19 protein-coding genes and 1 pseudogene are annotated in these 23,944 nt (G+C 40.8%); 12 read left to right on the top strand and 8 right to left on the bottom strand.

Annotation, left to right across the window (positions count from 1 at the left end):
* The first annotated feature begins 193 nt into the window (after window positions 1–193).
* From dnaK to TOL9009_RS45560, 8 genes and pseudogenes are all read left to right on the top strand, one after another.
* Window positions 194–2,152, top strand: a complete 1,959-nt coding sequence (gene dnaK / locus TOL9009_RS0112810) for a molecular chaperone DnaK (RefSeq protein ID WP_029633161.1) — start codon at window positions 194–196, stop codon at window positions 2,150–2,152.
* A gap of 91 nt (window positions 2,153–2,243) precedes the next feature.
* A complete protein-coding gene (locus TOL9009_RS44490; RefSeq protein WP_186227713.1) occupies window positions 2,244–2,642 on the top strand; it encodes a hypothetical protein in 399 nt (132 codons plus the stop codon).
* Window positions 2,643–2,870: 228 nt separating this feature from the next.
* A complete protein-coding gene (gene dnaJ, locus TOL9009_RS0112800; RefSeq protein WP_029633160.1) occupies window positions 2,871–4,004 on the top strand; it encodes a molecular chaperone DnaJ in 1,134 nt (377 codons plus the stop codon).
* Window positions 4,004–4,258, top strand: coding sequence for a sulfurtransferase TusA family protein (locus tag TOL9009_RS0112795; protein WP_029633159.1), 255 nt, complete (start codon window positions 4,004–4,006; stop codon window positions 4,256–4,258). The genes dnaJ and TOL9009_RS0112795 overlap by 1 nt, the downstream gene beginning before the upstream one ends.
* Complete coding sequence (rsgA, locus tag TOL9009_RS0112790) at window positions 4,258–5,451, top strand: small ribosomal subunit biogenesis GTPase RsgA (protein WP_029633158.1); 1,194 nt, start codon at window positions 4,258–4,260, stop codon at window positions 5,449–5,451. The genes TOL9009_RS0112795 and rsgA overlap by 1 nt, the downstream gene beginning before the upstream one ends.
* 66 nt (window positions 5,452–5,517) lie before the next feature.
* Window positions 5,518–5,820 (top strand): hypothetical protein, encoded by a 303-nt coding sequence (locus tag TOL9009_RS0112785; RefSeq protein ID WP_029633157.1) that lies wholly within the window; start codon window positions 5,518–5,520, stop codon window positions 5,818–5,820.
* Entirely contained in the window at window positions 5,804–6,235 is a 432-nt protein-coding gene (locus TOL9009_RS0112780; RefSeq protein WP_029633156.1) for a PIN domain-containing protein, read from the top strand. The genes TOL9009_RS0112785 and TOL9009_RS0112780 overlap by 17 nt, the downstream gene beginning before the upstream one ends.
* Before the next feature lie 115 nt (window positions 6,236–6,350).
* Window positions 6,351–6,512, top strand: a pseudogene (locus tag TOL9009_RS45560) (Uma2 family endonuclease); the annotation flags it as partial.
* Between the two features lie 233 nt (window positions 6,513–6,745).
* On the opposite strand, the gene TOL9009_RS0112770 reads toward TOL9009_RS45560, so the two are convergent.
* On the bottom strand, window positions 6,746–10,249 hold the full coding sequence (locus TOL9009_RS0112770) for a CHAT domain-containing protein (protein ID WP_038296326.1): 3,504 nt from the start codon (window positions 10,247–10,249) through the stop codon (window positions 6,746–6,748).
* 403 nt (window positions 10,250–10,652) lie between these two features.
* Here TOL9009_RS0112770 and TOL9009_RS0112765 point away from each other — a divergent pair, with 403 nt between their 5' ends.
* Window positions 10,653–10,940, top strand: a complete 288-nt coding sequence (locus tag TOL9009_RS0112765) for a helix-turn-helix domain-containing protein (RefSeq protein WP_029633154.1) — start codon at window positions 10,653–10,655, stop codon at window positions 10,938–10,940.
* Window positions 10,941–10,951: 11 nt separating this feature from the next.
* Window positions 10,952–11,371, top strand: coding sequence for a type II toxin-antitoxin system VapC family toxin (locus TOL9009_RS0112760; RefSeq protein WP_029633153.1), 420 nt, complete (start codon window positions 10,952–10,954; stop codon window positions 11,369–11,371).
* A 167-nt stretch (window positions 11,372–11,538) separates the two neighbouring features.
* On the opposite strand, the gene TOL9009_RS0112755 is transcribed toward TOL9009_RS0112760, so the two are convergent.
* Complete coding sequence (locus TOL9009_RS0112755; protein WP_029633152.1) at window positions 11,539–12,237, bottom strand: hypothetical protein; 699 nt, start codon at window positions 12,235–12,237, stop codon at window positions 11,539–11,541.
* A gap of 184 nt (window positions 12,238–12,421) precedes the next feature.
* Between TOL9009_RS0112755 and TOL9009_RS0112750 the strand changes: the two genes are divergently transcribed.
* On the top strand, window positions 12,422–14,011 hold the full coding sequence (locus tag TOL9009_RS0112750; RefSeq protein ID WP_029633151.1) for a glycoside hydrolase family 57 protein: 1,590 nt from the start codon (window positions 12,422–12,424) through the stop codon (window positions 14,009–14,011).
* 62 nt (window positions 14,012–14,073) lie between these two features.
* Here the strand turns inward: TOL9009_RS0112750 and TOL9009_RS0112745 are convergent, their stop codons facing one another.
* The gene (locus TOL9009_RS0112745) at window positions 14,074–15,195 is read right to left on the bottom strand and encodes a hypothetical protein (protein WP_029633150.1); all 1,122 of its coding nucleotides are present in this window, start codon (window positions 15,193–15,195) and stop codon (window positions 14,074–14,076) included.
* 426 nt (window positions 15,196–15,621) lie between these two features.
* Here TOL9009_RS0112745 and TOL9009_RS0112740 point away from each other — a divergent pair, with 426 nt between their 5' ends.
* Window positions 15,622–16,167, top strand: a complete 546-nt coding sequence (locus TOL9009_RS0112740; protein WP_029633149.1) for a hypothetical protein — start codon at window positions 15,622–15,624, stop codon at window positions 16,165–16,167.
* A gap of 104 nt (window positions 16,168–16,271) precedes the next feature.
* On the opposite strand, the gene TOL9009_RS0112735 is transcribed toward TOL9009_RS0112740, so the two are convergent.
* The 5 genes from TOL9009_RS0112735 to TOL9009_RS38970 form a co-directional block, all read right to left on the bottom strand.
* Window positions 16,272–17,615 carry a GH39 family glycosyl hydrolase gene (locus TOL9009_RS0112735; RefSeq protein WP_029633148.1) on the bottom strand — a complete coding sequence of 448 codons (1,344 nt, stop codon included), beginning with the start codon at window positions 17,613–17,615 and terminating at the stop codon, window positions 16,272–16,274.
* 1 nt (window position 17,616) lies between these two features.
* On the bottom strand, window positions 17,617–19,647 hold the full coding sequence (locus tag TOL9009_RS0112730) for a GumC family protein (RefSeq protein ID WP_029633147.1): 2,031 nt from the start codon (window positions 19,645–19,647) through the stop codon (window positions 17,617–17,619).
* An 88-nt stretch (window positions 19,648–19,735) separates the two neighbouring features.
* Window positions 19,736–21,055, bottom strand: a complete 1,320-nt coding sequence (locus tag TOL9009_RS0112725) for an O-antigen ligase family protein (RefSeq protein ID WP_038296322.1) — start codon at window positions 21,053–21,055, stop codon at window positions 19,736–19,738.
* A 26-nt stretch (window positions 21,056–21,081) separates the two neighbouring features.
* Window positions 21,082–22,290 carry a glycosyltransferase gene (locus TOL9009_RS38975; RefSeq protein ID WP_084763202.1) on the bottom strand — a complete coding sequence of 403 codons (1,209 nt, stop codon included), beginning with the start codon at window positions 22,288–22,290 and terminating at the stop codon, window positions 21,082–21,084.
* 154 nt (window positions 22,291–22,444) lie between these two features.
* Entirely contained in the window at window positions 22,445–23,941 is a 1,497-nt protein-coding gene (locus tag TOL9009_RS38970) for an oligosaccharide flippase family protein (protein ID WP_051502880.1), read from the bottom strand.
* Window positions 23,942–23,944 lie beyond the last annotated feature (3 nt).

The following is a 23,944-nucleotide window of genomic DNA, read 5'->3' as shown; positions in this document are numbered from 1 at the left end:
AGGGGAAAGGGGACTCATAAACCCCATATTTAAAAATAGGGGCTTTATACCATGTGGGGAAAAGTTTTTTCAACCTGACTTTACCCCTTACTATGAACCCCTTTTCCCCTTCTTGGTAAATAACTTGTCCGTAGTTAAAAAGTTACTCCGCGAAAAATCACATTTAAACACAAGCGTAAAAATACCGTTAGTTATGGCAAAAGTTATTGGGATCGACTTAGGCACTACCAATAGTTGCGTGGCAGTATTGGAAGGTGGTCAACCGATTGTCATTGCCAATTCCGAAGGTGGACGAACCACCCCAAGTATTGTCGGATTTGGCAAAGGCGGCGAGCGCTTAGTCGGTCAATTGGCAAAGCGACAAGCAGTTACAAATGCCGAGAACACAATTTACAGTATCAAGCGATTTATTGGGCGTCGTTGGGATGACACTGAAGTAGAACGCGATCGCGTCCCCTATGCTTGTGTCAATGGTCGAGATGATACTGTTGATGTGCAAATTCGCGGACGTAACTACACACCGCAAGAAATCTCCGCAATGGTTTTACAAAAACTCAAACAAGATGCGGAAAGTTTCTTAGGTGAAACAGTCACCCAGGCAGTAATTACAGTGCCGGCGTATTTCACAGATGCCCAAAGACAAGCAACTAAAGATGCTGGCACGATCGCTGGATTAGAAGTACTGCGAATCATCAATGAACCAACTGCTGCGGCTTTAGCTTTTGGCTTAGACAAGCAAGAAATTGAACAGCTAATTTTAGTCTTTGACTTGGGAGGGGGCACCTTCGATGTTTCCATTCTCCAACTTGGGGATGGAGTATTTGAAGTGAAGGCGACTTGTGGTAATAACCATCTAGGTGGAGACGACTTTGATAATGCGATCGTCCGCTGGATGATTCAACACTTCTACCAACAAGAAAAAGTTGACCTTTCCCAAGACAAAATGGCGCTGCAACGCTTGCGAGAAGCAGCGGAAAAGGCAAAAATTGAACTTTCCACCATAGCAAATACTTCAATTAATTTGCCATTTATCACCGCCAATGAAATCGGACCCAAGCATCTAGAAATGGATCTCAGCCGTTCCAAATTTGAAGAACTGGCAAGCCAATTAATTGAAGCTACCATCGAACCGATGGTTCAAGCGCTCAAAGATGCAGAGTTGAAACCACAAAACATAGATAAAATTATTTTGGTGGGCGGTTCTACGCGCATTCCCGCAGTTCAAAATGCCCTGATCCGATTTTTTAACGGCAAAGCACCCGATCGCTCGATCAATCCTGACGAAGCAGTAGCACTCGGCGCTGCAATTCAAGCTGGGGTACTGGGTGGCGAAGTCGAAAATCTCTTACTTTTGGATGTTACACCTTTATCGCTGGGATTGGAAACTTTAGGAGAAGTGTTCACTAAAATTATTGAACGCAATACTACAATTCCCACTAGCAAGTCCCAAATATTTTCCACCGCAACCGATGGACAAACAAGCGTGGAAATTCACGTCCTTCAAGGTGAACGGGCAATGGCAAGGGATAATAAAAGTCTCGGTAAATTTCTTCTCGCTGGAATTCCTGCCGCATCCCGTGGTGTGCCGCAAATCGAAGTATCATTTGAAATCGATGTCAACGGCATTCTCAAGGTTTCGGCTCAAGACAAAGGCACGGGTAGAGAACAAAGTATTCGGATCACCAACACAGGTGGTTTGAGTACCCAGGAAGTAGAACGAATGCGGCAAGAAGCAGAAATGTTTGCAGAACATGACAGAAAACGTATGCAACTGGTTGAATTAAAAAACCAAGCGGATACTCTGTTGTCAAGTTACGAATCGACTTTAAAGGATAATGGCAACTTGATTGCCGATTCGATGAAAGCTTTGGCAAATGAAAAAGCTACAAAACTCCAAGCTGCGATCGCTAAAGATGGTATTTCACCAGAAGAATTGAAACAGTGCTTGGATGACTTTCAACAAACGTTGTTTGCCATTGGTGCGGATGTATACAACCGACCTCCTGTTTCGTCAAGTGATGAAGTCGCTTACAGTTCAAATATTCCCTTTACTCCCCCTGTTGAATCAGTGAATGGAACACCCACACCTCAATTCAACTTTGATTTTGAAGATGAAGGTACTTTACAAGCGGATTATGAGGCGATCGATTAAAGACTAATTGGGCAATGGGCATGGGGCAATGGGCATTGGGCATTGGGCATTGGGCAATGGGCATTGGGCAATGGGCATTGGGCATTGGGCAATGGGCATTGGGCAATGGGCAATGGGCAATGGGCATTGGGCAATGGGAATTAAAGACGCTCGATTTTTGATACGCATTTTATATCTAACTAATAGCACTCTTTCCATGCCCCATGCCCCATGCCCCATGCCCCATGCCCCATGCCCTATGCCCCATGCCCCATGCCCCATGCCCATTGCCCCATTCTTGCCTAACGTGGTGTTGTACCGCAATGGTTTGTTAGATTGTAGAAGCGAATTACCGTGGACTACACGGAGTGCTAGTACAGATGCGATTAAACGTATATGGGGGTTTTCCACACCTATAGGTGCGGCTAGCTCCTCTGTTGATCGGCGGGGTTTTGCCGTCTTGCGTAGCACAATTGTAAAAGAAACAGCCAATCGGCAGTCAAAAGTTTGAGCAAAAAACTTGCCCAAAGTTAGCTTTCTTTAAGCCTGATCCAGGGCAAGTTGCTTTTAATTGCCTAGATGATTGTCCTTTTTTAGGAGCAAAGCATCTCATGCTCAAAATATAAAGAGTGATTTTTGTCAAAGGTAAAAGGTAAAATCAAGTATTAACAAAAATTAACCTTTGCCTTTTTGAAGTTCTGCCTTCCGCTTTCTACCTTCTAACTTTTACCTTTGCTATATGGCTCGCGATTATTATGAAATTTTAGGTGTCTCTCGTGACGCCGACAAAGAAGAAATTAAAGGCGCATACCGCCGCCTAGCCCGGAAGTATCACCCAGACGTGAACAAAGAACCGGGAGCGGAAGATCGCTTTAAGGAAATTAACCGCGCTTATGAAGTGCTTTCTGAGCCGGAAATCAGAGAGCGTTACAACCGTTTTGGTGAAGCTGGTGTGTCCGGTGCGGCTGGCGCTGGAGGCTTCCAAGATGTGGGCGATATGGGTGGATTTGCTGATATCTTTGAAAGTATTTTCAGTGGTTTTGCAGGGGGGATGGGTGGTCCTTCAACACAAAGACGGCGCAGCGGTCCGGTGCGAGGTGATGACCTGCGGCTAGACTTGAAGTTAGATTTTCGAGAAGCGGTATTTGGCGGTGAAAAAGAAATTCGCATCTCTCATCTAGAAACTTGTGATGTCTGTACCGGATCTGGTGCCAAACCAGGAACTCGACCCCGCACTTGTTCGACTTGTAGCGGTTCGGGTCAAGTACGTCGCGTCACCAGAACGCCTTTTGGCAGCTTTACTCAAGTTTCGACTTGTCCCACCTGTAATGGTACGGGGATGGTAATTGAAGACAAGTGTGATGCTTGCGACGGCAAAGGCGCAAATCAAGTAACGAAGAAACTCAAAATTACAATTCCCGCTGGGGTGGATAATGGGACGCGCTTGCGAATTTCTAATGAAGGAGATGCAGGTCAGCGGAGTGGTCCTCCGGGAGATTTGTATGTGTACTTGTTCGTCAATGAGGATGAGGAATTCCACCGAGATGGAATTAGCATTATCTCAGAAATCAAAATTAGCTATCTCCAGGCAATTTTAGGCTGTCGTTTAGAGGTAAATACGGTAGATGGTCCAGTGGAACTGATAATTCCGGCGGGAACTCAACCAAATACGGTGATGAAGTTGGAAAATCGCGGTGTACCACGCTTAGGAAATCCTGTAAGTCGAGGAGACCACATGCTGACGGTGTTAATTGATATTCCCACTAAGGTGATGCCAGATGAGCGAGAATTACTGGAGAAGCTAGCTAAAATTAAGGGAGACCGCACTGGTAAAGGTGGTCTAGAAGGTTTTTTGGGAAATTTGTTTAAGTAATGAGCGTATCTTCCGTCTCAACTCCCGATGCTCAACTCGATTTGCGGGGCACTCCTTGCCCGATTAATTTTGTGCGGACGAAATTACGTTTAGAACAAATGCCACAGGGAGGTTTGCTAGAAGTCTGGTTAGACCCTGGAGAACCGATTGAGCAAGTTCCTGATAGCCTGACAATGGCGGGCTATCAGGTGGAACAAATTACAGATTGTGCTGGCTATTTTTCTCTGTTAGTTCGCCGTCCGGTTGCTGCCTGATGAAAGGGGAAGCTTTTTCTACCACTGGGCAGTTGCTGGGTACTGTGTTAGCTGTACAAGCGAATTTTTATCGAGTGCAGCTGGATTTAGGAGACAAGGGAGAGGGGGATAAGGGGGATAAGGGGGACAAGGGGGATAAGGGGGACAAGGGGGACAAGGAGGACAAGGGGGACAAGGAGACAAGGAGACAAGGAGAATTTTTGAATAATACTCCCCCCCTCTCCCCCTCCTCCCCTCCCCTCCTCCTCTGCACTCGGAGAACGCGGTTGAAAAAAATTGGGCAACAGGTGATGGTGGGCGATCGCGTTGTGGTTGAAGAACCAGATTGGTCTGGTGGACGAGGGGCGATCGCTTTTGTTTTACCCCGCAATAGTGAATTAGACCGTCCGGCGATCGCTAATGTTAACCAAATTCTCCTTGTGTTCGCTGTCGCCGATCCGCCTCTAGAACCTTATCAACTCAGTCGCTTTTTGATCAAGGCGGAATCTACTAGTGTGGATGTAGTTTTATGCTTGAATAAAGGCGATTTAGTTTCAACGCAGGTGCAGTCGGAAATAAGCTCGCGTCTGCTTGGTTGGGGCTATCAAACGCTATTTATGAGCGTTAATAATAATATCAATATCGACAAACTAAGTTATCAGTTGCAAGACAAAATCACCGTCTTGGCAGGTCCTTCAGGAGTTGGTAAATCGAGTTTGATTAATGCCCTAATTCCCGATGCTCACTTGCGCGTGGGTGAGGTTTCTGGTAAACTGTCTCGCGGGCGTCACACCACCCGTCACGTAGAATTATTTGAATTACCATTAGGTGGGTTTCTCGCTGATACTCCCGGCTTTAATCAGCCTGATATTGATTGTAGCCCGGAAGAATTAATCCGTTATTTCCCCGAAGCAAGACAGAGGTTAGCAGTTGATAGCTGTCGGTTTAGTGATTGTCTGCATCGAGACGAACCGGGTTGTGTAGTTCGGGGTAATTGGGAACGTTATGAGCATTATCTGGAATTTTTAGAGCAAGCGATCGCTCGTCAAACTCAGATTAACCAACAAGCCGATCCAGAATCTACCCAAAAGTTAAAAACGAAAGGCAAAGGACAGACTCAGTACGAACCGAAGCTAGAAAGTAAAAAATATCGCCGTGTTTCCCGCAAAACTCAATTACAAGAGTTGCAGGAGTTGTATAAAGATGAAGAATGAAATCTAAGCAGGTGTCAAGGTTGGTTAGAATAGCATAAAGAGTCCAGTATAAGCGAGAGTAGGGGAATGAAAACAACAACTATCCAAATCCCAATTCCGCTAACGGTTCTGGTTGAGGCAATTAAATCACTCAAACCAGATGATAAAATCTTAATCAAACAGGTTTTGGACGAGGAGGTTGCTCAAATCCCTGAGAAAGCTACAAAGCACATGTCTGTCCAAAATCGCGATCCCCACAAGGCAAAACAGGCAGCAGAGGATCTAAGAAAAGCAATTGAACGTCTGCTTGCTGAAACTGGAATGACAGAAGATGAACTTGTGGAGTTATTTGACATGGGTAAACCCTTTCCTTATGAAGTTAGTAGTTGATACAAATGTATTGGTTGGAGAACTACTAAGACAAAGAGGAAAGGAGTTAATTCAGCATCCTCAGTTAGATTTGTTGATGACTGAGCGCATTTTATCTGAAACTCATCATGAGTTTAGGAAGCGATTAACAGCGATTGTTCGTAGGCAAGGGATAAGTGAGTCACTTATTGATAACATTTGGCTATCTTCAAATCAGTTGATTACGAATCAAGTTCTCTTGGTTGTAGAATCAGATTATGCTCACTTTGAAGCTGAGGCGAAAAGGCGAATTCCCAGAGATCCAAATGACTGGCAAACCATCGCTTTAGCTCTACACTTAGATGCCGGAATCTGGACACAAGACTATGACTTTTTTGGCTGTGGGTGCGCCACATGGACAACTGAAACTCTCCTTTTACACCTGCAAGCTAGATAATGGGGAAATAATGGTCTAATTAATTTTGTCTAGTTACAAATTACGAATTTACGATCGCCTACTTACGATAGGATAAAGACAAAAAAGTGCGTAGTTTACCGCAGCAGGCATCGCTATGTCTCAATCTCTTGTCATTGATAGTATAATTTTCACACCAGGCGACATCTACAGTGACGAACCACCGTTGGAATCTGATTTACACCGCGAACAAATAGAATTACTCATCCGTGTCATCAAGTGGTGGTGGCGCGATCGCGAAAATTTCTATCTTGCTGGCTGATGACGAAATCACATCACCTATTTTACCAGGCTTTCGCGTTCGAGTTCAGAGCTTTTTTGTGTAGTCTTAGTACAGCGATCGCACAAGAACGAGCGCGTTTTTTAACGCAAAGGAACGCGGAGGGAAGCGCAGAGTGACGCAGAGTTTTTTTCTCTAGGATTCGCTACAAAAAAAGCGAAATTCTGTACTTAGCGATCGCTCCTCAAGCTCAGTTTCAACAACAATTAGACCTATCGCCACTCACCCTGTAAAGTAAAAGCAGACCAATAATAAGGATTTTTCAAACTCGAATTTTCCCATAACTTCAATTGTGTAGCCCGCAAAGCAGCTGTAGGTGATTTGCCTTGCTTCAACATTTGGGTGTAAAATTCTTCCATCAATTCTGGCGCCCCCTTATCATCAACTTGCCAAAGAGACACGGCAACACGTTCTGCCCCAGCATACATTAATCCTCTTGTCAAGCCTACTAATCCTTCACCGTTGACATCTTTGCCTTCACCAGTATCACAAGCACTTAGTACGATTAAATCGGCTGCAAAGTTAAGATTGAAAATGTCACCTAATCGCAAATAACCTTTATCAGCAGGTTTAGCTTGTTTGTCTAGAAACAGAGAAAGAACGATTCCTGATAATTCCGGGTTCTTTAGGTCAGCAATGCCGTGAGTAGCAAAATGTAAAAAGCGATATTGCGACAATTGCGGATTTGTTACCCAGTTGTAGTTAGCATTAAAGCCAAAAGCTTGCAGATTATCAGAGGGTACGAGTTTTAAAATTGCGTTTGCTTCAGTTTCTGTACCTTTAAGTCTTCCGAAGCCATTGCGGTTAAGATTTCTCCCCGCTTGCTTAAGTTGAGACTGTTCTACTTCACTACCAACATCATCAAGATCATTACTTGTTGATTTGCCAGTGATGCGTATATCGTTAGCTTCAAACACCGGATCGGCAAGTATTGCGAGAGTTTTCGGTGCGGTTTTGCGTCCTTTGAGTTCTTGTCTTTGGGTAGCGATCGCTGTAACCGAAGGCAAATTAACTATTTCATGATTGACTATCAGCGGTTGATACTCGACCTCTCCCCCAACCCCTCCCCTACGAGGGGAGGGGAGCTTATCTTGCTCCCCCTTCCCTCTCTTCGAGACGCTGCGCGAACGCAGGGAAGGGGGTTGGGGGGTTAGGTCATTTAATGCCGCAAAAGGAATCTTCTGTAAAGCACCATCAGCCACAATCACCAAACGCTTTTTCCCCAACTTGTCAGCTACAGGTGCAAGGATGATTTGACTCAGTTTAGTTGCAGAAAAAGCCGTATTTTTCAGAGCTTGAGCTTTTTCTTCTGGGGAAAATTGGTCACATATTCTTAATTTTTGACATCTAATTAAAGTTTCTCTAAATTCCTTAACTGCTTCTTCTATTTCCTTGCGTCCGGGGAGTTCGTAGCTGTCGATGGAATTAGGAGTTACAGCCCAAAGATAGCTGCGTTCTTTGCCCAAAGAATACTCTAACAGCAGCGTATCTTTATCTAATTGTTGCTGAATTTGCGGTAAAGTCAGGGGTTGGGGATACTTTAGGTTGGCGTATTTCGGACTACTTTGGCGTATTTTCGTTTCCAGTTGCTTTTGTTGGCTGAGTAGTTCATCGATTTCTGTTTGGAATTTATCAGCCCTAGCTTTATAAATGGGGTTATTGATTTTTTCAATATTACTAACTATCTCTTGCCGTAGTTTTTCCTTAGTATTAATTAGGGCTTGTAAGCGGCTTTCTTCTGCTAAGAGTTCCGGGTTTGCACCTTTGCGAATATTTGCGCGTGCTTCGGTTAATAGTTCTACAAGTCCTCTAGCGCGGGAACGTTCGCTGATGTGGAGCGCTACAGCTTTACATTTATCTTTTATTATGATGTCTTTGTTTGTATTTTGGTCTTTGGTTGTAAATTCACATATTTTTGAAGGATCTTTTTTGTGCAGTTCCATCAACAGGTCGATGTAGAATTTATAGTAGCCTTGGACTGTGGCGAAGTAGGATGTACGTAAATCTTGGCTTTGGACGTTCCCGCGTATATTTTCTACGATTTTAATTGCTTCTTCGATATTAGGAAGTGCTGCTTCAAGTTTGCCTAGTTCGCGTTGATTGATGGCAATACCGTAAAGTGCATCTGCTTCATCTGTGCCATTTTTTAAAGTTCGCCTCAATTTTAGTTCTTCATTATATGTATTGATTGCCAACTGATGTTGATTGGATAAAGTGTAAGTCATACCAATATTACTCAAAATATCGGCTTCATCCAGTCGAAATCCTGCTTGTTGAAAATATAACAAAACTGTTTGATAAATTTCTAAGGCTTTTTGATAGTCTCCATTTGAGTAATATACATCAGCTAGGACACTTAAAGATTTAAATTCTTCGTTTTTGCCTTTACCTTTAGATAAAAATAATGCGCTTTTGGCAGTTTCTAATGCTTTAGAATAATTTTTCATCGAGTTGTATATTCTGACCATACCTCGAAGCGTAAGAATTTCTGATTGATAGTCCTCCTTGTTTAATAAAACTAGGGCTTGCTCATAAGATATGAGTGCCTTACCATAGTTTTTGGATATCTCATAAACACTACCAATAAAACCATGAGTTATAGCTTGCTGAGGCTTATCTCCTATCTGCTTATATATGTCTAATGCTTTTGTATAATAATTAATGCTTGATTGGTAGTCACCTAAGGACTTATCCAGTTTTGTATCCCCAGCTTTGTAATAGAGTGTTCTTGCTTGCTGGTAATATTGAATTGCGGTCTGATAATCTCCTGAAATACCATAGACATCACCAATACTAGCAACTATAGAGGCTTGTTGAAAAAAAGCACCTTCAACTTTTTCTAGCAATTTTCGTGCTTTATCTAGATTTTTTATAGCCTCCTCATATTTACCTAATTTTTGATGCAGAGAGGCTATATGGTTTAATATTTGGGCTTGTGCAGGTAAATTACTTGTTTTTTCAAAAATAGCTAATGCTTGATTGTATTTTTCAAAAGCTTTACTTGTTTCTCCTCGTAGAGAATGAATAAAACCAATATCTTCTAGTACACTAGCCTCACCATCTACAGATTTTAGTGTATCACGATAAATTTTTAGTGCTTTATCTAGATAAGTAAAAGCTTTTTCTGGTTCGCCTTTCCTATTGTAAGCAGTTGCGATAGACTTATAATAGCTTGCCAATAAGCCAAATTCCTTTGATCCCAATTTTTTCTGTTCCAAAAATATTAATTCAGCTTTTTTTAGATAATTTAATCCATCATCTAATTTACCCACAGTTGAGTAAATTAAACCGATAGAGCCAAGTATTGATGCTCTATATAAAGGTTTTAGTTGTTGTGTTTTTTCCAGTGCTTGCTGTAAATAAATCAATGCTGTTTTTTCTTCGGAAATAGCACTGTAACCCCACCCAATATATACTAGTATCTCAACTTCCTCTTTGCGTAATCCCAATTCCTGAAAAATTTTCAATGCTTGTTGATATTTCTCTAATGCCTGTTGATATGCTTCCTTAGTTCCTTTTTTGTCTAACTCCTGTCCTTCTTGATATAACTTGACTCCCTCTTGATATCGCTGTTGCTTATCTGGACTCAAGGGAATTGACGAAGGAGGTACTGTCTGCTGTGCTATTTGTAACCCATAACCACCGACACTGGCGGCTGTTGACTCGGATAGTAATAGTAGTGATAAAAATATAGATACAGCACAAGATGTCCACATAGGAAGAATTTCCCCTATCTGTTGAGTTTTACTTTAAGTTTTCATCAATGATTATACTGACTTATGTTACTGACAATTTAATATACTTTTAGAGTTTTCCAGGGTATGCAACTTTTAATATCCTCCGCATGGTAACGATATCAGGTAGCCCAATAGGGTTCGGTTAAGAAAATTCGATAAACCAAAAACCTTGTAGAGACGCGATACCCTTGCGTCTCTACATACGCTAAATCACCACCAAAAATCCTTAACCGAACCGTATTGTCAGGTAGGCGATCGCCTATTGTAATTGTAGGAGAGCCGCTATGATGGCATTATCAGGTTTAAATTGGTAATCAGAAAACGCCAAATCCCTTATTTATGCTAAGATTCGGTATATTTAGGGCATACTGCGAGTCAGGTTATGGAGCGAGTTACATTACCAGAAGTTCTCACCCTTGAAGAAGTCTCAGAATATTTACGTTTGCCGATGGAAACCTTACAGCGTCAAGCCTTACAAGGAAAGCTTCCAGGTCGTAAAATCGAAAATGAATGGAGATTTTTGAAGGTAGCAATTGATGACTGGTTGCGCTCTCAAAATAGTCGTTCTGCCCTAATTAAACAGGCAGGAGCTTTTGCTGATGATACTTTGCTTACGGAATTGAGAACAACAATTTATCAAGCGAGAGGACGTTCTGAAGTTGATGAATAATTGGAATACTGATGTATTTGCTTGATACTGATACTCTAACCTATCTCTATGCAGGAAATGCAAATGTTATTGCCAGATTAAAAGCTTTAGAAAATTCAGAGGTAGGAATTACCATAATTACAAAAGCAGAAATGCTACGCGGACGGATCGACTACCTTCTCAAAGCAGAAACCGGGGAAAGTTTATTAAGGGCACAAGAGCTTTTATTTCGCACAGAAGAATTATTAGGAGAACTTTTAATTGTTCCTGTCAGTCAAAGCGCAGCAGATGAATTTGAGCGTTTACGTATAGTTTCAAAGCTACGCAAAATTGGGCGAGCTGATTTGTTAATTGCGAGTATTTCCTTAGCAAATAGAGCTACATTAGTAACAAGAAATATCAGACATTTTAAACAAATTCCTGGTTTGCGGGTTGTAAATTGGGTTGATTGAAATCCAAATAAACCTACCTACCCTCGTAGAGACGTTCCGGCGGAACGTCTTTACATTGTGAGTTATTCTACGTACTGTTTTATAAAGCAAGAGCGATCGCATTTGTAGATAAACTTCTAGGAACTGTATACTTAGCAAGTAGTGCGATCGCTCCCGATTACATTATCCTATTGAGATACAGTCGGTTCCTTAGTCGAGGAAGGTGAAGCTTGCAAGACACGTCCATCTAACTTGGTAGCCACATCCTTCAGAGACACCGAAGGTTTATTCCCAGTCAAATATACAACCGCTGTCATAACACCAACACTACTACGCCGAAAGCTAACAACATCAAAATTTACAGGCATTTCTTGGATTGACGCATCTAAGGAAAAACCCGTAGATGACTGTGCTAAATTATTCAAGTCCGGAAGCGACTTGTACTTTAACACCTTCACTTCTTGACTTGATGGTAATTTCTGCGCCAATTTTCTTATCTGTTGCTCAAACTCTGGTTGCCGCGCTTTTTCCAGAGCAGCATCGAATTGACCTTGTTGAGCCTGATTTGGTAGCATACCTGTAAAGCCGATAACAACTTCCATCTTTTGCGGTTCTACAAAGGCAAAGAAGTTATCTGGTGGTACATTCTCTTTGAGCAGCAACTGCTTAAAAGGTTCTAATTTAGCAACAATTTCCGCCTTCATACTAGGTGGAAGTTCTTGAAAGCCTGCTGGCAAGTCCTCCAGTGTCAGTGCTGTCGTCTTTTTTGTAGGTTGTTCTAAAACGGGTTGCTTAACTTCAGTAGGCAAAGGAGCCGCTTGCGAGAGAGAGGCTGCCAAAATAGTACTGGTCAAAATAGATAACACAAAAGCGAGTTGCTGTTTCACTGGAAGAAATTTCCTTTTTTGTGAGGGAGTGCCTTTAATTAAGATAGACGAACATTTTCGCCTCTGAAGTAGCATCAATTAAAAACAAATACCAAACACTGCTACGCTGCTGATAAAGTCTTAAAATATTGTTAAATTCTGCCTAATCTCTACCTTTAACTTACACGTACCACCTGGAATTACTATGGCTATCGGCTACGTTGCGCTTGTACTTCATGCACACCTGCCCTTCGTTCGTCACCCTGAAAGTGACTATGTGCTGGAGGAAGAATGGCTTTATGAAGCCATTACGGAAACATACATCCCTTTACTGAAAGTATTTGAAGGATTAAAGCGAGACGGCATCGACTTTAAAATCACCATGAGCATGACACCCCCTTTGGTGTCCATGCTACGCGATCCACTGCTGCAAGAACGCTATGACGCACACTTAACTCAACTAGAAGAACTCATAGAACTTGAAGCAGAGCATAATGCCAACAACGGGCATATGCGCTATTTAGCCGAACATTACGCTACCGAATTCAACGAAGCGCGTCAGCTATGGGAACGCTACAAAGGCGATTTGGTAACAGCTTTTAAGCAGTTCCAAGACTCTAACAACCTAGAAATTATAACATGCGGCGCGACTCACGGCTATTTGCCGTTAATGAAAATGTATCCGGAGGCTGTGTGGGCGCAAATTCAGGTAGCTTGCGAACATTACGAGCAAACTTTTGGACGCCGACCCAGAGGCATTTGGTTGCCGGAATGCGCCTATTATGAAGGTTTGGAACGGATGCTGGCTGATGCCGGTTTGCGCTACTTCCTCACCGATGGACATGGGATTCTTTACGCTCGTCCGCGTCCCCGCTTTGGTAGCTATGCGCCGATTTTTACCGAAACTGGTGTTGCTGTCTTTGGACGCGATCATGAATCTTCGCAGCAGGTATGGTCATCTGAGGTCGGCTATCCTGGTGCGGCTGAATACCGCGAATTTTACAAAGATTTGGGCTGGGAAGCTGAATATGAGTATATTAAGCCTTACATCATGCCTAATGGTCAGCGTAAAAATACGGGGATTAAGTATCATAAGATTACCGGACGTGGTTTAGGATTGTCTGATAAGGCGCTTTACGATCCATACTGGGCGAAGGAAAAAGCAGCAGAACACGCTGCAAATTTCATGTATAATCGCGAACGGCAAGCTGAACATCTTCATAATTTAATGCAGCGTCCACCGATTATTGTTTCTCCTTACGATGCCGAGTTGTTTGGTCATTGGTGGTATGAGGGACCTTGGTTCATTGATTATCTCTTCCGCAAGTCATGGTATGACCAAAAAACTTATGCAATGACGCATTTGGCAGATTATTTGAAGGCAGAACCGAATCAACAAGTTTGTCGTCCTTCGCAATCAAGTTGGGGTTATAAAGGATTTCACGAGTATTGGTTGAACGAAACGAATGCGTGGATTTACCCACATTTGCACAAAGCAACTGAGCGGATGATTGAGTTAGGACGAATGGAACCGGCTGATGAGTTACAGTGGAAAGCACTCAACCAAGCAGCACGGGAATTGCTGTTAGCGCAATCTTCAGATTGGGCATTTATTATGCGGACGGGAACGATGGTACCTTATGCAGTGAGAAGGACGCGATCGCACCTCATGCGCTTTAATAAGTTGTATGAAGAAATCAAAATCGGCAAAGTTGACAGCGGTTGGTTAGAAAAAGTCGAGCTGATGGACAACATCTTCCCTGAAATTAACTATCGCGTTTATCGTCCGTTATAGTAGTCTCACGCATTCGTAGCAAAGACGCACTCGTAGGGTGGGCAATCAATGCCCACCTTTTATTAAATTATTGTAAATTCTTCCTCATCTTCTTCAAAAATTTCAATTTTGCTATTAATTGCTGCTTTAGCTTTGTTTAAACCAACGCTATAATTTCTCAAAGTTTCTGTGCGAGGGTTAATGTTTTCCAGGAATTTCAAAGCTTTTTCCTCACTGTTGGCTTTTAACCATTTATAAAGCTTTGTACCCTCTTTTATTGTTGATAAAAAGGTAATTTTAGCTGTTTGATATTCTTCTTTTGTTTGGTAATCTTGTTCTTTGACATACTCCTTGAACAAAACGCGAATTTTATTTTCGGCATTTTTGTTGTTTAAAGGAACTTCATCAGGAGAATTATATAGAACAATTTCCTCAGTAATTGGTTTAGTATAGTTAACTAAAGACCTTGGCATACCAATTTTTGCAATATAAGCTTCGGAAGAAGAATTAACTATGTTAAAGTTGATAACATCTTCAAACTTCAAGGTGTAATGGTAAGCTAGTTTTGGTTGCACACCTATAGCTTTAGCTTCTTGTGAAAGATAAATTTGTTTAAAAACTCCATTGCCAATATTTTCAGAACTAATCTGCACCAGCAAGTGAATCTGTAAGTCATCGTGTCCAGGTAAAATTTGACAGATGAGTCGCCAAATAGATGCTGGATTTGTTGTTGCTTTTAATTTTTGTACAGCTTCTGTAGGAGTGCCATTTTTGTCTAATTGCCCTTTACGTTGATAGTATCGTAGCAACCCTTGTTCTCCAAAACATTGCAGAATAATTTCATGACACATTCTCATGTTTAAGTTAACTGTTACGTTCCAAGGATAATCTTCTCCACTCATATTCCAAAAAGCTTCTTCAGGAACTAATTTTTTTACTTCTTCCTCTACCACAATAAATGGAGTAAAAATCTCTATTTTATGGCTTACCAAAAATGGTAAGTTTGAAAGAACATCTTCTTGTTCACGAATAGCTAATTCGCAAGATTTACCAATTAGAGCTTGTACGTTACCTTGTTTGCTAGTTATGACTGTGAAATCCTTCAGGGAAAATACCCACATTTTTATAGCTTGCAGGTATTCAGTTTTGCAGGAGCAAAACTGAATATCGGTAGTTAATTGATTCCAAGCATTAATAATAGACATTATTTTTTCCTTATGACTATGTTGCCCACCATAATTATTTTTCCCAAGATTCGTGGCAAAAACACACCTGGGCTAAACATCCGCCTGACCACGAAAATATATTAAATTAAAAGTCCGTATATACTAAATATCTTGCCCTATTCTCAATTAGTCTCCTTACCCTTTCTTACTTGCTTTGGGAATACTAAAACCATTCGTGAGAAATAAAACAGGCTGAATTGAAGTGATACAGCAGATTTCAGCTTTAGGAAGTACATATATAAAACCCAAAACCTTGTAGAGACGTAGCACTGCTACGTCTCTACGTGTATTCGATGTTTAGCGATAGGCTGCTGTAGCTGAGTTTCGCAAATAAACAGAGTGAAAATCCGAAATAATGAAGATGGGAAGAGTAGATAAAACCATACCCATTTTTATCTATATAAAATGAATAGCAAACATAAATTATTAACTTTAATTACGGCAACAGTTGCATTTTCTTCTTTGACAGTCGGGACTGTTTTAGCGCAAGCGAAGTTAACAAACCAATCGAAAGTAACTCTCAACGGTATCGGAACAGTGCGAGTGGGAATGACTGTAAAAGAAGCAACCAGAACTGCGGGTATAAAATTAGTTGGTGATGCACCTAATAATAGTTGTTACTATGTGAAGCCGCAAGGGGAACCGCAAAATATTGGTTTTATGGTGACAGGAGGTCGCATTTCTAGGGTGGATGTGTATAAGAACAGCCGCGTTGCTACTTTTAGCGGTGCCCGTATTGGTGATACAGAAGCGCAGATTAAATCTCTCTACCCAGAACAAATTACAGTCACACCTCATAAATACGTGCAAGGTGGACATTATCTGACTTTGATACCGAAAGACCGCACTTATGGTAACTATCGGCTAATATTTGAGACTGATGGCAAGCGTGTGATTCAGTTGCGATCGGGTAAACTGCCGGAAGTGGAATTTGTAGAAGGGTGTTCTTAAAAATTCTTAGAAATACCGTAAAATAATTTCTTGATTCGTCGTAGTGAGCGGTTTACCGCTCATATCTTCGTTTTTAAGGGCTGAAGCCCTTACTACCTTATAAATTAGCCAGATAAACGAACTAAAGCCAAAGAGTAAGCTCCTAAATTAAAAGCTTTTCCTAACAACAATTTTTGAGTAATGTTAGTATTTTGTATACCATCTGCATTTAGGTAAAAAATAGGCAAAATATTCGGGAGTTTGATGCCTGACATCCCTGTTAAACTAACTTCGGCAGGTTTAGCTGATTTATTGATTAACAATAAAGAACGTCCTCCATCAGCATTTCTGACTGCCATTGCTTCTACACTAGAGCGATCGCTTTTTGTTTGCATGACTGTACCTGTTAAATACTTTACTCCCCAGGCAAATACAGTAGCGGCGGGTCGCAAACGATTTTCGGAGTCAATCATCCCATAAATTCCGTCCTTCAAATGCCAGGAGGTTGCCATATCTATACCCGCTTCTGCTAGATGTTTAAGTACCGAAGCAAACCAAACTGCCCCAATGTGAGTATTTTGACGCTTCTCACCAGATTCCCAAGAGTAGTTGATGTTGTATTCCCCTAGTAATAAGGGTATATGACGCTGGGGAATGTATTTTTTGGTAATTGCCCGGAATTCTCGCACTTGTTGACCGTAATTAGGCGTATAAGCCATGATTTTATCGGTAGACTCGTTAGCATCACCGGTGGCATAACGATGCCAGGAGATAAAGTCTACATTAGAAGCGCAACTTTCCAAAAATGATGCGAGTCGGCTTGATTCATCCCAAGTGAGAACGGGACCACCAATTTTAATTTTGGAGTCTTTGGCTTTCATTGCTTGAGCAACTTTGTTGTAGATAACCCATAGTTCGTCAAGCTTTCCGGCTTTGTGATAGCGCACATCTTGCTCGTTAAATGGTTCCCAATACACTATTTTGCGAGATAGACGTTGATTAAGAATTACCACTAACTCTGCACAAAAAGCTGCATAGTTGTCATATTCTTTAGGGTGTAGCAGACCATCTGGAGTTTTTTGCATCCACTTAGCCCAACCTGGGATATTTTGAATAATGGTGGGTTTTTGGGGATAAGATGCATCGAAACCTGCTTTAATTTTCTTTATATCCCAGGTTTTAGTTGCTGCATTTGACCAGCGATCGCTCAATTCACCATGATGGATGCGAATTAATTTGATGTTTAACGCAGATAATAATTTTTGGTATGCAGAGTCTCGCGCACGTTCAGGTGTGGTAATTTCATAATCATTAGAACCAAAAATATTAACTGTGGATTTAGCTATTGATCTTTGCCAATCCACACTGACTCGGACTGATTTTGGATCTTGGTGTAGCTGGGAGATTGTATGCCATACTGATACTCCTGCGGCACTTGATACTCCCATCAAAACGTCTCTTCGTCGCATGTTAATTTATCAGGACATCATGCAAACGATGCGTGTAAGGTTTAGCTGTAGTTTCCACATCATTAACTACTAAAGCTAAAATTGATGCCTGATGTTGGATCAATTGTTCGAGGCTATCACGAACCAAGCTACTATGACTTATACCTGGTCGGACAACGAACAATACATTGGGAATTTGGGCTGTCATTAATGCTGTAGCAGTTGTGGAACTAACAGGGGCAGTGTCAACTAAAACATAATCATATTCAGCATGAGATTTGGCATCTGCCAGCGCTTGTTGAAAACGTCCCCCGGATATCATCTCCAGAATTTTGCCGTGCTGTGGGATGGCAGGCAATAAATCTAGATTAGGTTCTATGGAAATGGGCGTTAGAGTACTGTTAAGCTCTTTAATGTAACCTAATTTGTGAGTAAGTTCTGCCTGGAAAAAATCTCCATCCACCATTAGTACCCGAAAACCTAAATCTACTAATGCCCTTGCTAACCCCAAGGTAACAGTTGTTTTACCTTCACCTTCCATTGCACTGGTAATTAATAAATGGCGGTTATTTAGAGGTTGCAAGCTGACTGCGGAAGCAAGACGTTGAAAGTAGTTGACCTTTCTATCATCTAGTTTTGATTTCAGTTCAGTATTTTTGATTCGAGGGATAGAGACAACTATCGGGAACTTCATATATTCCAAGTCTTGAGGACTCAACAGCGGGTTGCGTCTTTCTAGCAGTAATAATAGGGCAATGCTGCCAATTATTCCTGCCACTAAAGCATTCAAGACCATTAACGATAAGTTGGGAGAAACAGGCTTGCTATCAACTCTAACTAAATCTAATATTTCCACATTGGGATACACATCAAAGACATCAATATTAGTTTGCTGCACTTGGGCAACTAAACCTTTATAAACACCTTCTGCTACTTCAAAACTACGTTGAAGTTCAGCTAGTCGTTCTTGTTGAGCGGGTATAGAATTTAAATTAGCTTTGAGCTGGTTTAGTTGACTTTGTATTTGTTGAGCGAGACGTTGCTGACCCTTAGCTTCTGTTTCTGCCAAAATTAACTGTTCGACTAAACTGGCACGTCCTTCTCCTTGACTATTGAGTGTGGGATCGATAGACGTATTACCAGCAGTTTGGTTAACTTGGCTTTGTGTCTGGCTCAATAATGCTTGCTTCTGTTGCAAAAGTTGTTTAACAATAGGATGATCGTCAGTATATTTAGTACGTTGCCGGACTAAATCAGCTTCTACTTCTGATAGTTTGCTTCTAATAAATTGGTAATCTTTATTTTCACCTAAACTCAAAGAGCGAATAGCTTGGTTTGGTGACATTCGCATACGAGTTGATAAAGTAGCAACCCGATTTTGACTGTATTCAGCTTGAGACTGTGCCTGTAATTGAGCCTTAGTTAAACTATCAATGGTACTAACAATTGCTTTTGTTTGTTCTTCAGCATCAACTAGTCCGGTAGACTGCTTAAATCTGGCTAAAGCTTGTTGTGTCAAAATTAAATTATTTTTCGCACCTTCTAATTCTTTTGTGCTTAACTGTCTTTTAGATGAACGGTTTGTTTGACGCAGTTCGTTAAGTCGTTGTTGAAAGGAAGTTGTGAGATTATTTGCCCGTACTTTTGCCAATTCGGGACTAGAAGCGTTGATGCTGATAGAAAGGATACTCGAAGTTTCGGTGAATGAAACTTTGAATAGCTTCTTGTAAATCGCTAATCTTTTGAATTTAGCTTTTTCTGGGTCTTTTGCCAAAACCCTTTCCATTACAGTATCGCTGTTGAGAATGCTTTGCTGCATATTCAATTGACTGTTCCCAGTCGCAGAAATATCAGAAGTACCATTTTTCAAGGAACCCAAAATGCCTAAGTTGGCATCCAAATTGCCGTTTGTTCCATTAACTGTAAACTGTGTTGTTGCCATCCAAACACGAGGGGAAAAAATAGCGGTGGCAGCAGTTGCTCCCAATACTAGTATGTTCCACAATATTAGGGGTTTCCAATGTCTAATGGCGATCGCTGCTATTTTAGCCATGAAATTAATACCAAATTATTAAATTATCAAATCATACCACTTTGGATAGATGCAAAATCTAGATATAATTTTGTTATTTTGAAGCCTTTTACACTGAAAGTTGTTCCCAATTCATAATATTTAACTTCTGCTGCCTTACTTCTACCAGAATAGCCCCCAACCAAAGAAAAAAGAACCAAAAAGAAATTGCCATCCAAGTCAAAGTAGTGGCTTGACACAATATATATAAAGCTATTAAGCTGGCAAATGCCCGCTGGCAAATGCGGTTTCCCCGCATAGCTGGTTCCCAAAAGCTATAGGCAGTTAAAATTAGCGCTGTAATAAAAAAAATAAAGCCAAACAGTCCGTGTACGTAAAGCACTTGTGCGTAGGAAGAAAATGTTCCTAAGGGAAGCTCAAACGCTCCATTTCCCCAAGTTACTGTTTTATCAACAAATCCCCAACCTACCCACGGTGACTCTTTCCATGCATCAAGAGTAGCATTAACAACATATTCCCGATCTTTCGATGAGTCAGCACGAGCGCTATTAAAAGTTTTTAGGGGTGTACTAATTACATCTTGTAAAGCTAAACCCAAAATGGCACACAAAAAAGAAATAAAAGATGCTACCCATAAAGAACCTTGTCGAGCCAAACCACTACGGAAACAACCAATAATTAAAAATACTAAGGGAAAGCATATCCAAGCTAGACGACTCTGAGAAATTAACAAAGCAATTAAGTATCCTGCTAAAGCAATTTTACGCAAGCGATCGCTACTTTCACTCAAGCAAATAAAGAAACATAAAAGGGCACAAACTCCCAAAATAGGAGGATCTGCGGTGAACAAGTCTGTCCTCGGTAAGGGAAGACCAAAAAATGGCTGAATGATCGCAAACTTCACCATCAAACTAACTTTATCACCCGGAATTATGCGGGCTAAAGGCGGTAAAAAAGGTTCTTGAGAACCGAGGGCAAAAAGTATTAACATTTGAATAGCAAGGAGTGCTAAATAACTTATTGCCATCCAGGATACAGCCCGCACAATCACTTTTACTCTGATGCGATGCCAAAATGGTACAGTCATGCAGGCGAATATCATCAAGTAGCCTTTGAATAGAGTAAAGAATGTGGCTGCTGTTTTCAAAGGATTAAAGCCTATTTGTTCCAACCCCAAAATATTTGTCCAAAGTGCAGCTAAAATCATTGCTAACCATGCCCAATTGCAAATTGGCAGGGAGTTTTTAATCAGCTTGTCGAGCTTAAAACCAGCAACTAATAGAAAGGCACTAACAACTGGATAAACAATAGTTTGTACTCCCAGCAACCACCAAAGCGGTGTGAGTATAATAGTCCAGTAAATTATCCGTTCTGCAAATGATAAAGCTTGCAGTTTGAACTCAGATTGTTTGGGGCTAAATTCCAGCATTCTTTGAATTATTTAAATTTTATAGGCTAATACTTTTGTTGGGATACCTCATATTTTCCGTTAGTTTGCCTAATCGCGGACTTCGTTTGTGTAGCCGCGACTTCTAGTCGTTCGGGCAAGGTGTAAGATGTTGGGTATCCCAACACTTGTAGATATTTTTCGGCACAAGTTTCTGAAGTAAATTGATTTAGCCAAGTCGAATCTACGTTCTTGATATTGCCAGCGAGAACATTTAAAATAGCCTCAGCCATTTGTTGGCGATCGCCAACTGGTGTTAAGTCACCATACTTACCATTAGCCAATATTTCAGATGGACCACTTTCGCAATTTGTAGATACTACTGGAGTTCCTAAAGCTAGTGCTTCTACAAGTACATTGCCGAAACCTTCCCAAGCAGAAGATAAAACAAAAACTGCGGCTTTTGCCATGTAAGCGTAAGGGTTATCCGCAAAACCTAACATGGCAACATCCTTTTCTAAACCTAATTCGCGAATCAAATTATTCAAACTATCTGCTTCTGGTCCCTCCCCTAAAATTACTAATCGAGTGTGACGTACTTGCCGCACTTGGGCAAAGGCACGTATTAAGGTAGGATAATCTTTCTGTGGATATAACCTTCCTACTGCTAGAATAACTGGCGGTTCTCCTGATTGAAACCACGGGTGATTTACAGGTTCTTTTGCTTTTGTAAATATCTCAGGAGTGATAACTGGGTTGTAGATTAAATCAATGCGTTCCTTTGGTATTTGAGTTACATTAGCTAAGTCCTCAGCTACTCCTTGAGAAACTGCTATAATGCCATCTGCCCAAGGGTAAAAAAGTTTGGCTGCTAAAGGTGTTAACTTCACTGAAAGTTGTGGGATGCGTTTTGCTTCTTGAGAAAGATTATTCTGTTCAGATACTACTATTCGTGTCGATACCCCAGCAATACGCTTTGCTAATATGGCTATTTCGCAAGGATAGTGTAGCGCTGCCAGCATACTCACAGGACGCTCTCGCTGCAAATATTTAACCAATTTAGGCAACATGCCAAGCTTGGATTGTGCATTTAAATTTATAAGTCTAATTTCTGGTGGCAACTGTTTTACTAAAGAGCCTTCTTCCTTCACAACTACCATATCAACTGTGAGTTTTTGTTGCAAAAAATTATGGGCTAAATTTAGCATTCCTCGTTCAGCACCACCTCCATAAAGGCAACGCAAAAAAATTGCAATATCAGGCGAATATTTAGACATAGTAAGTAAGTAAGTAAGTAAGTAAGTAAGTAATTATTTTTTAGCTCTATATGCGAAACCCACAAAAACTCTGCTAAACTCTTATTCTTTGGCGGTTCGTTTTCTGTTCATTTTGCATTACCCCTAATACAGTTGATTTTATACTAACATTTTTTTAAAATTTTCCTGATTTTTTAACTATTTTTATCCGAACAAACATAAATACTTTATCAATAAAATGTTGAATCTTCCGAAAATATGTTGGCTGAAACATCCGCAAGAAAATTAAATAGGCAATGGAAAATATAATGGGTTTAACAATTATTGGTAAATACGAGGAACATATCATCAATATAACTGTAAACAAAATAGGGATAAAGCTTGGCTGTAAAGCCTTGATCGTTGACCATCCAAGAGCCTGACAACCTACCCACCACCAATAAAATGTCCAACCAATTCCCAATATAATTGCTACAGAAATACTGACTCCAATAATTTTGCCTTGAATTGCTCCAATTACAAAACCCATTACGGCTATTGGAGCAATTATTAAGTTGACTTTGGCATTAACTCCCGGACGACCTTTTGCTTGTAACATCGAGCTTATAGTAGAGTTGACTACACGAAAGTAAGCAAACACTAACAACCAAGGAATTAATGCGGCAACAGGTATCCATTGTTCGCCAAAAATTAGAGAAATAGCTTGTTTATCAATGATTAAAAAGAATAAAGCGTATATGGGAGTAATAAAAATACCAATTTGCTCAACTACATTCCGCAGAGCATTTTCTTGCTGTTTATCGTCTGTCATTTGCGTAAAAGCAGACATGCCAATTTGATTGACGACCTGGGTTAAAATTACAGGTAATGCCATCGTTAATTGGTAAGCTAAGTTGTAATAACCTAAGCTGGTTGTACCTAAGAGTTTTCCAACTACGAAATTGTCAGAGTTAGCATTGACATAGTATCCCAAACTATAGCCTGTACCACCTAAGGAGTAAGAAAGTACTTCTGAACAAACTTCTCTGTCTATTTGTAACTGAAAATTATATTTAACTTCACGACGAGCGAGAATCGAAGCTATCACCCAAGAAACCATATCTCCTATTAAAAAAGACCAGTAGCTTAGTCCGATTAGAGCGCTAACAACGGTAGAAAAAACTCGTGCAATTGATGCTACTAAGGTTAAATTTGTCAGAGTTTGAAACCGCATCTGGCTTCTCAGGACTCCAACATAAACGGACTGATAGAAAGACAGCAGCAAATTGAAGGCAAATCCAGTTAGAAGCCAAATTAAATCAGGAATGCCAAAAAAATTAGCGATTAAGGGAGATGTAGCGATAAGCCCTAATGCTAAAACTAAACCGATGCCAAGACTAATTGTGTAAGTAGTATTTAAATAACGTTTATCTTTGGTTCCCTTATAAACAATGAATGAAGCAGCAGTATCTTGGGCAAATAAATTTACAAAAGACCAAAAAATATAAGCTACACCAATGACACCAAACTCTGATGGGAGGAGCAATCTTGCAAGGAGCAAGTTATTAACTAAAGCCAAAAAACGTGTAGCAAAAGCTCCATAGGTTGCCCAAAACCCGTTTTTAAGCAAAGAATTGTTACTCGTTAATTCTGTAGGTGAAATATCAGATGATTCATCATCTATGCTTTTCATGCT

The sequence above is a fragment of the [Scytonema hofmanni] UTEX 2349 genome, from assembly GCF_000582685.1.
Taxonomy (GTDB): Bacteria; Cyanobacteriota; Cyanobacteriia; order Cyanobacteriales; family Nostocaceae; genus Hassallia; species Hassallia hofmanni.
Note: the sequence above shows the minus strand (reverse complement) of the source record. Positions and strands in the feature narration are given on the sequence as shown.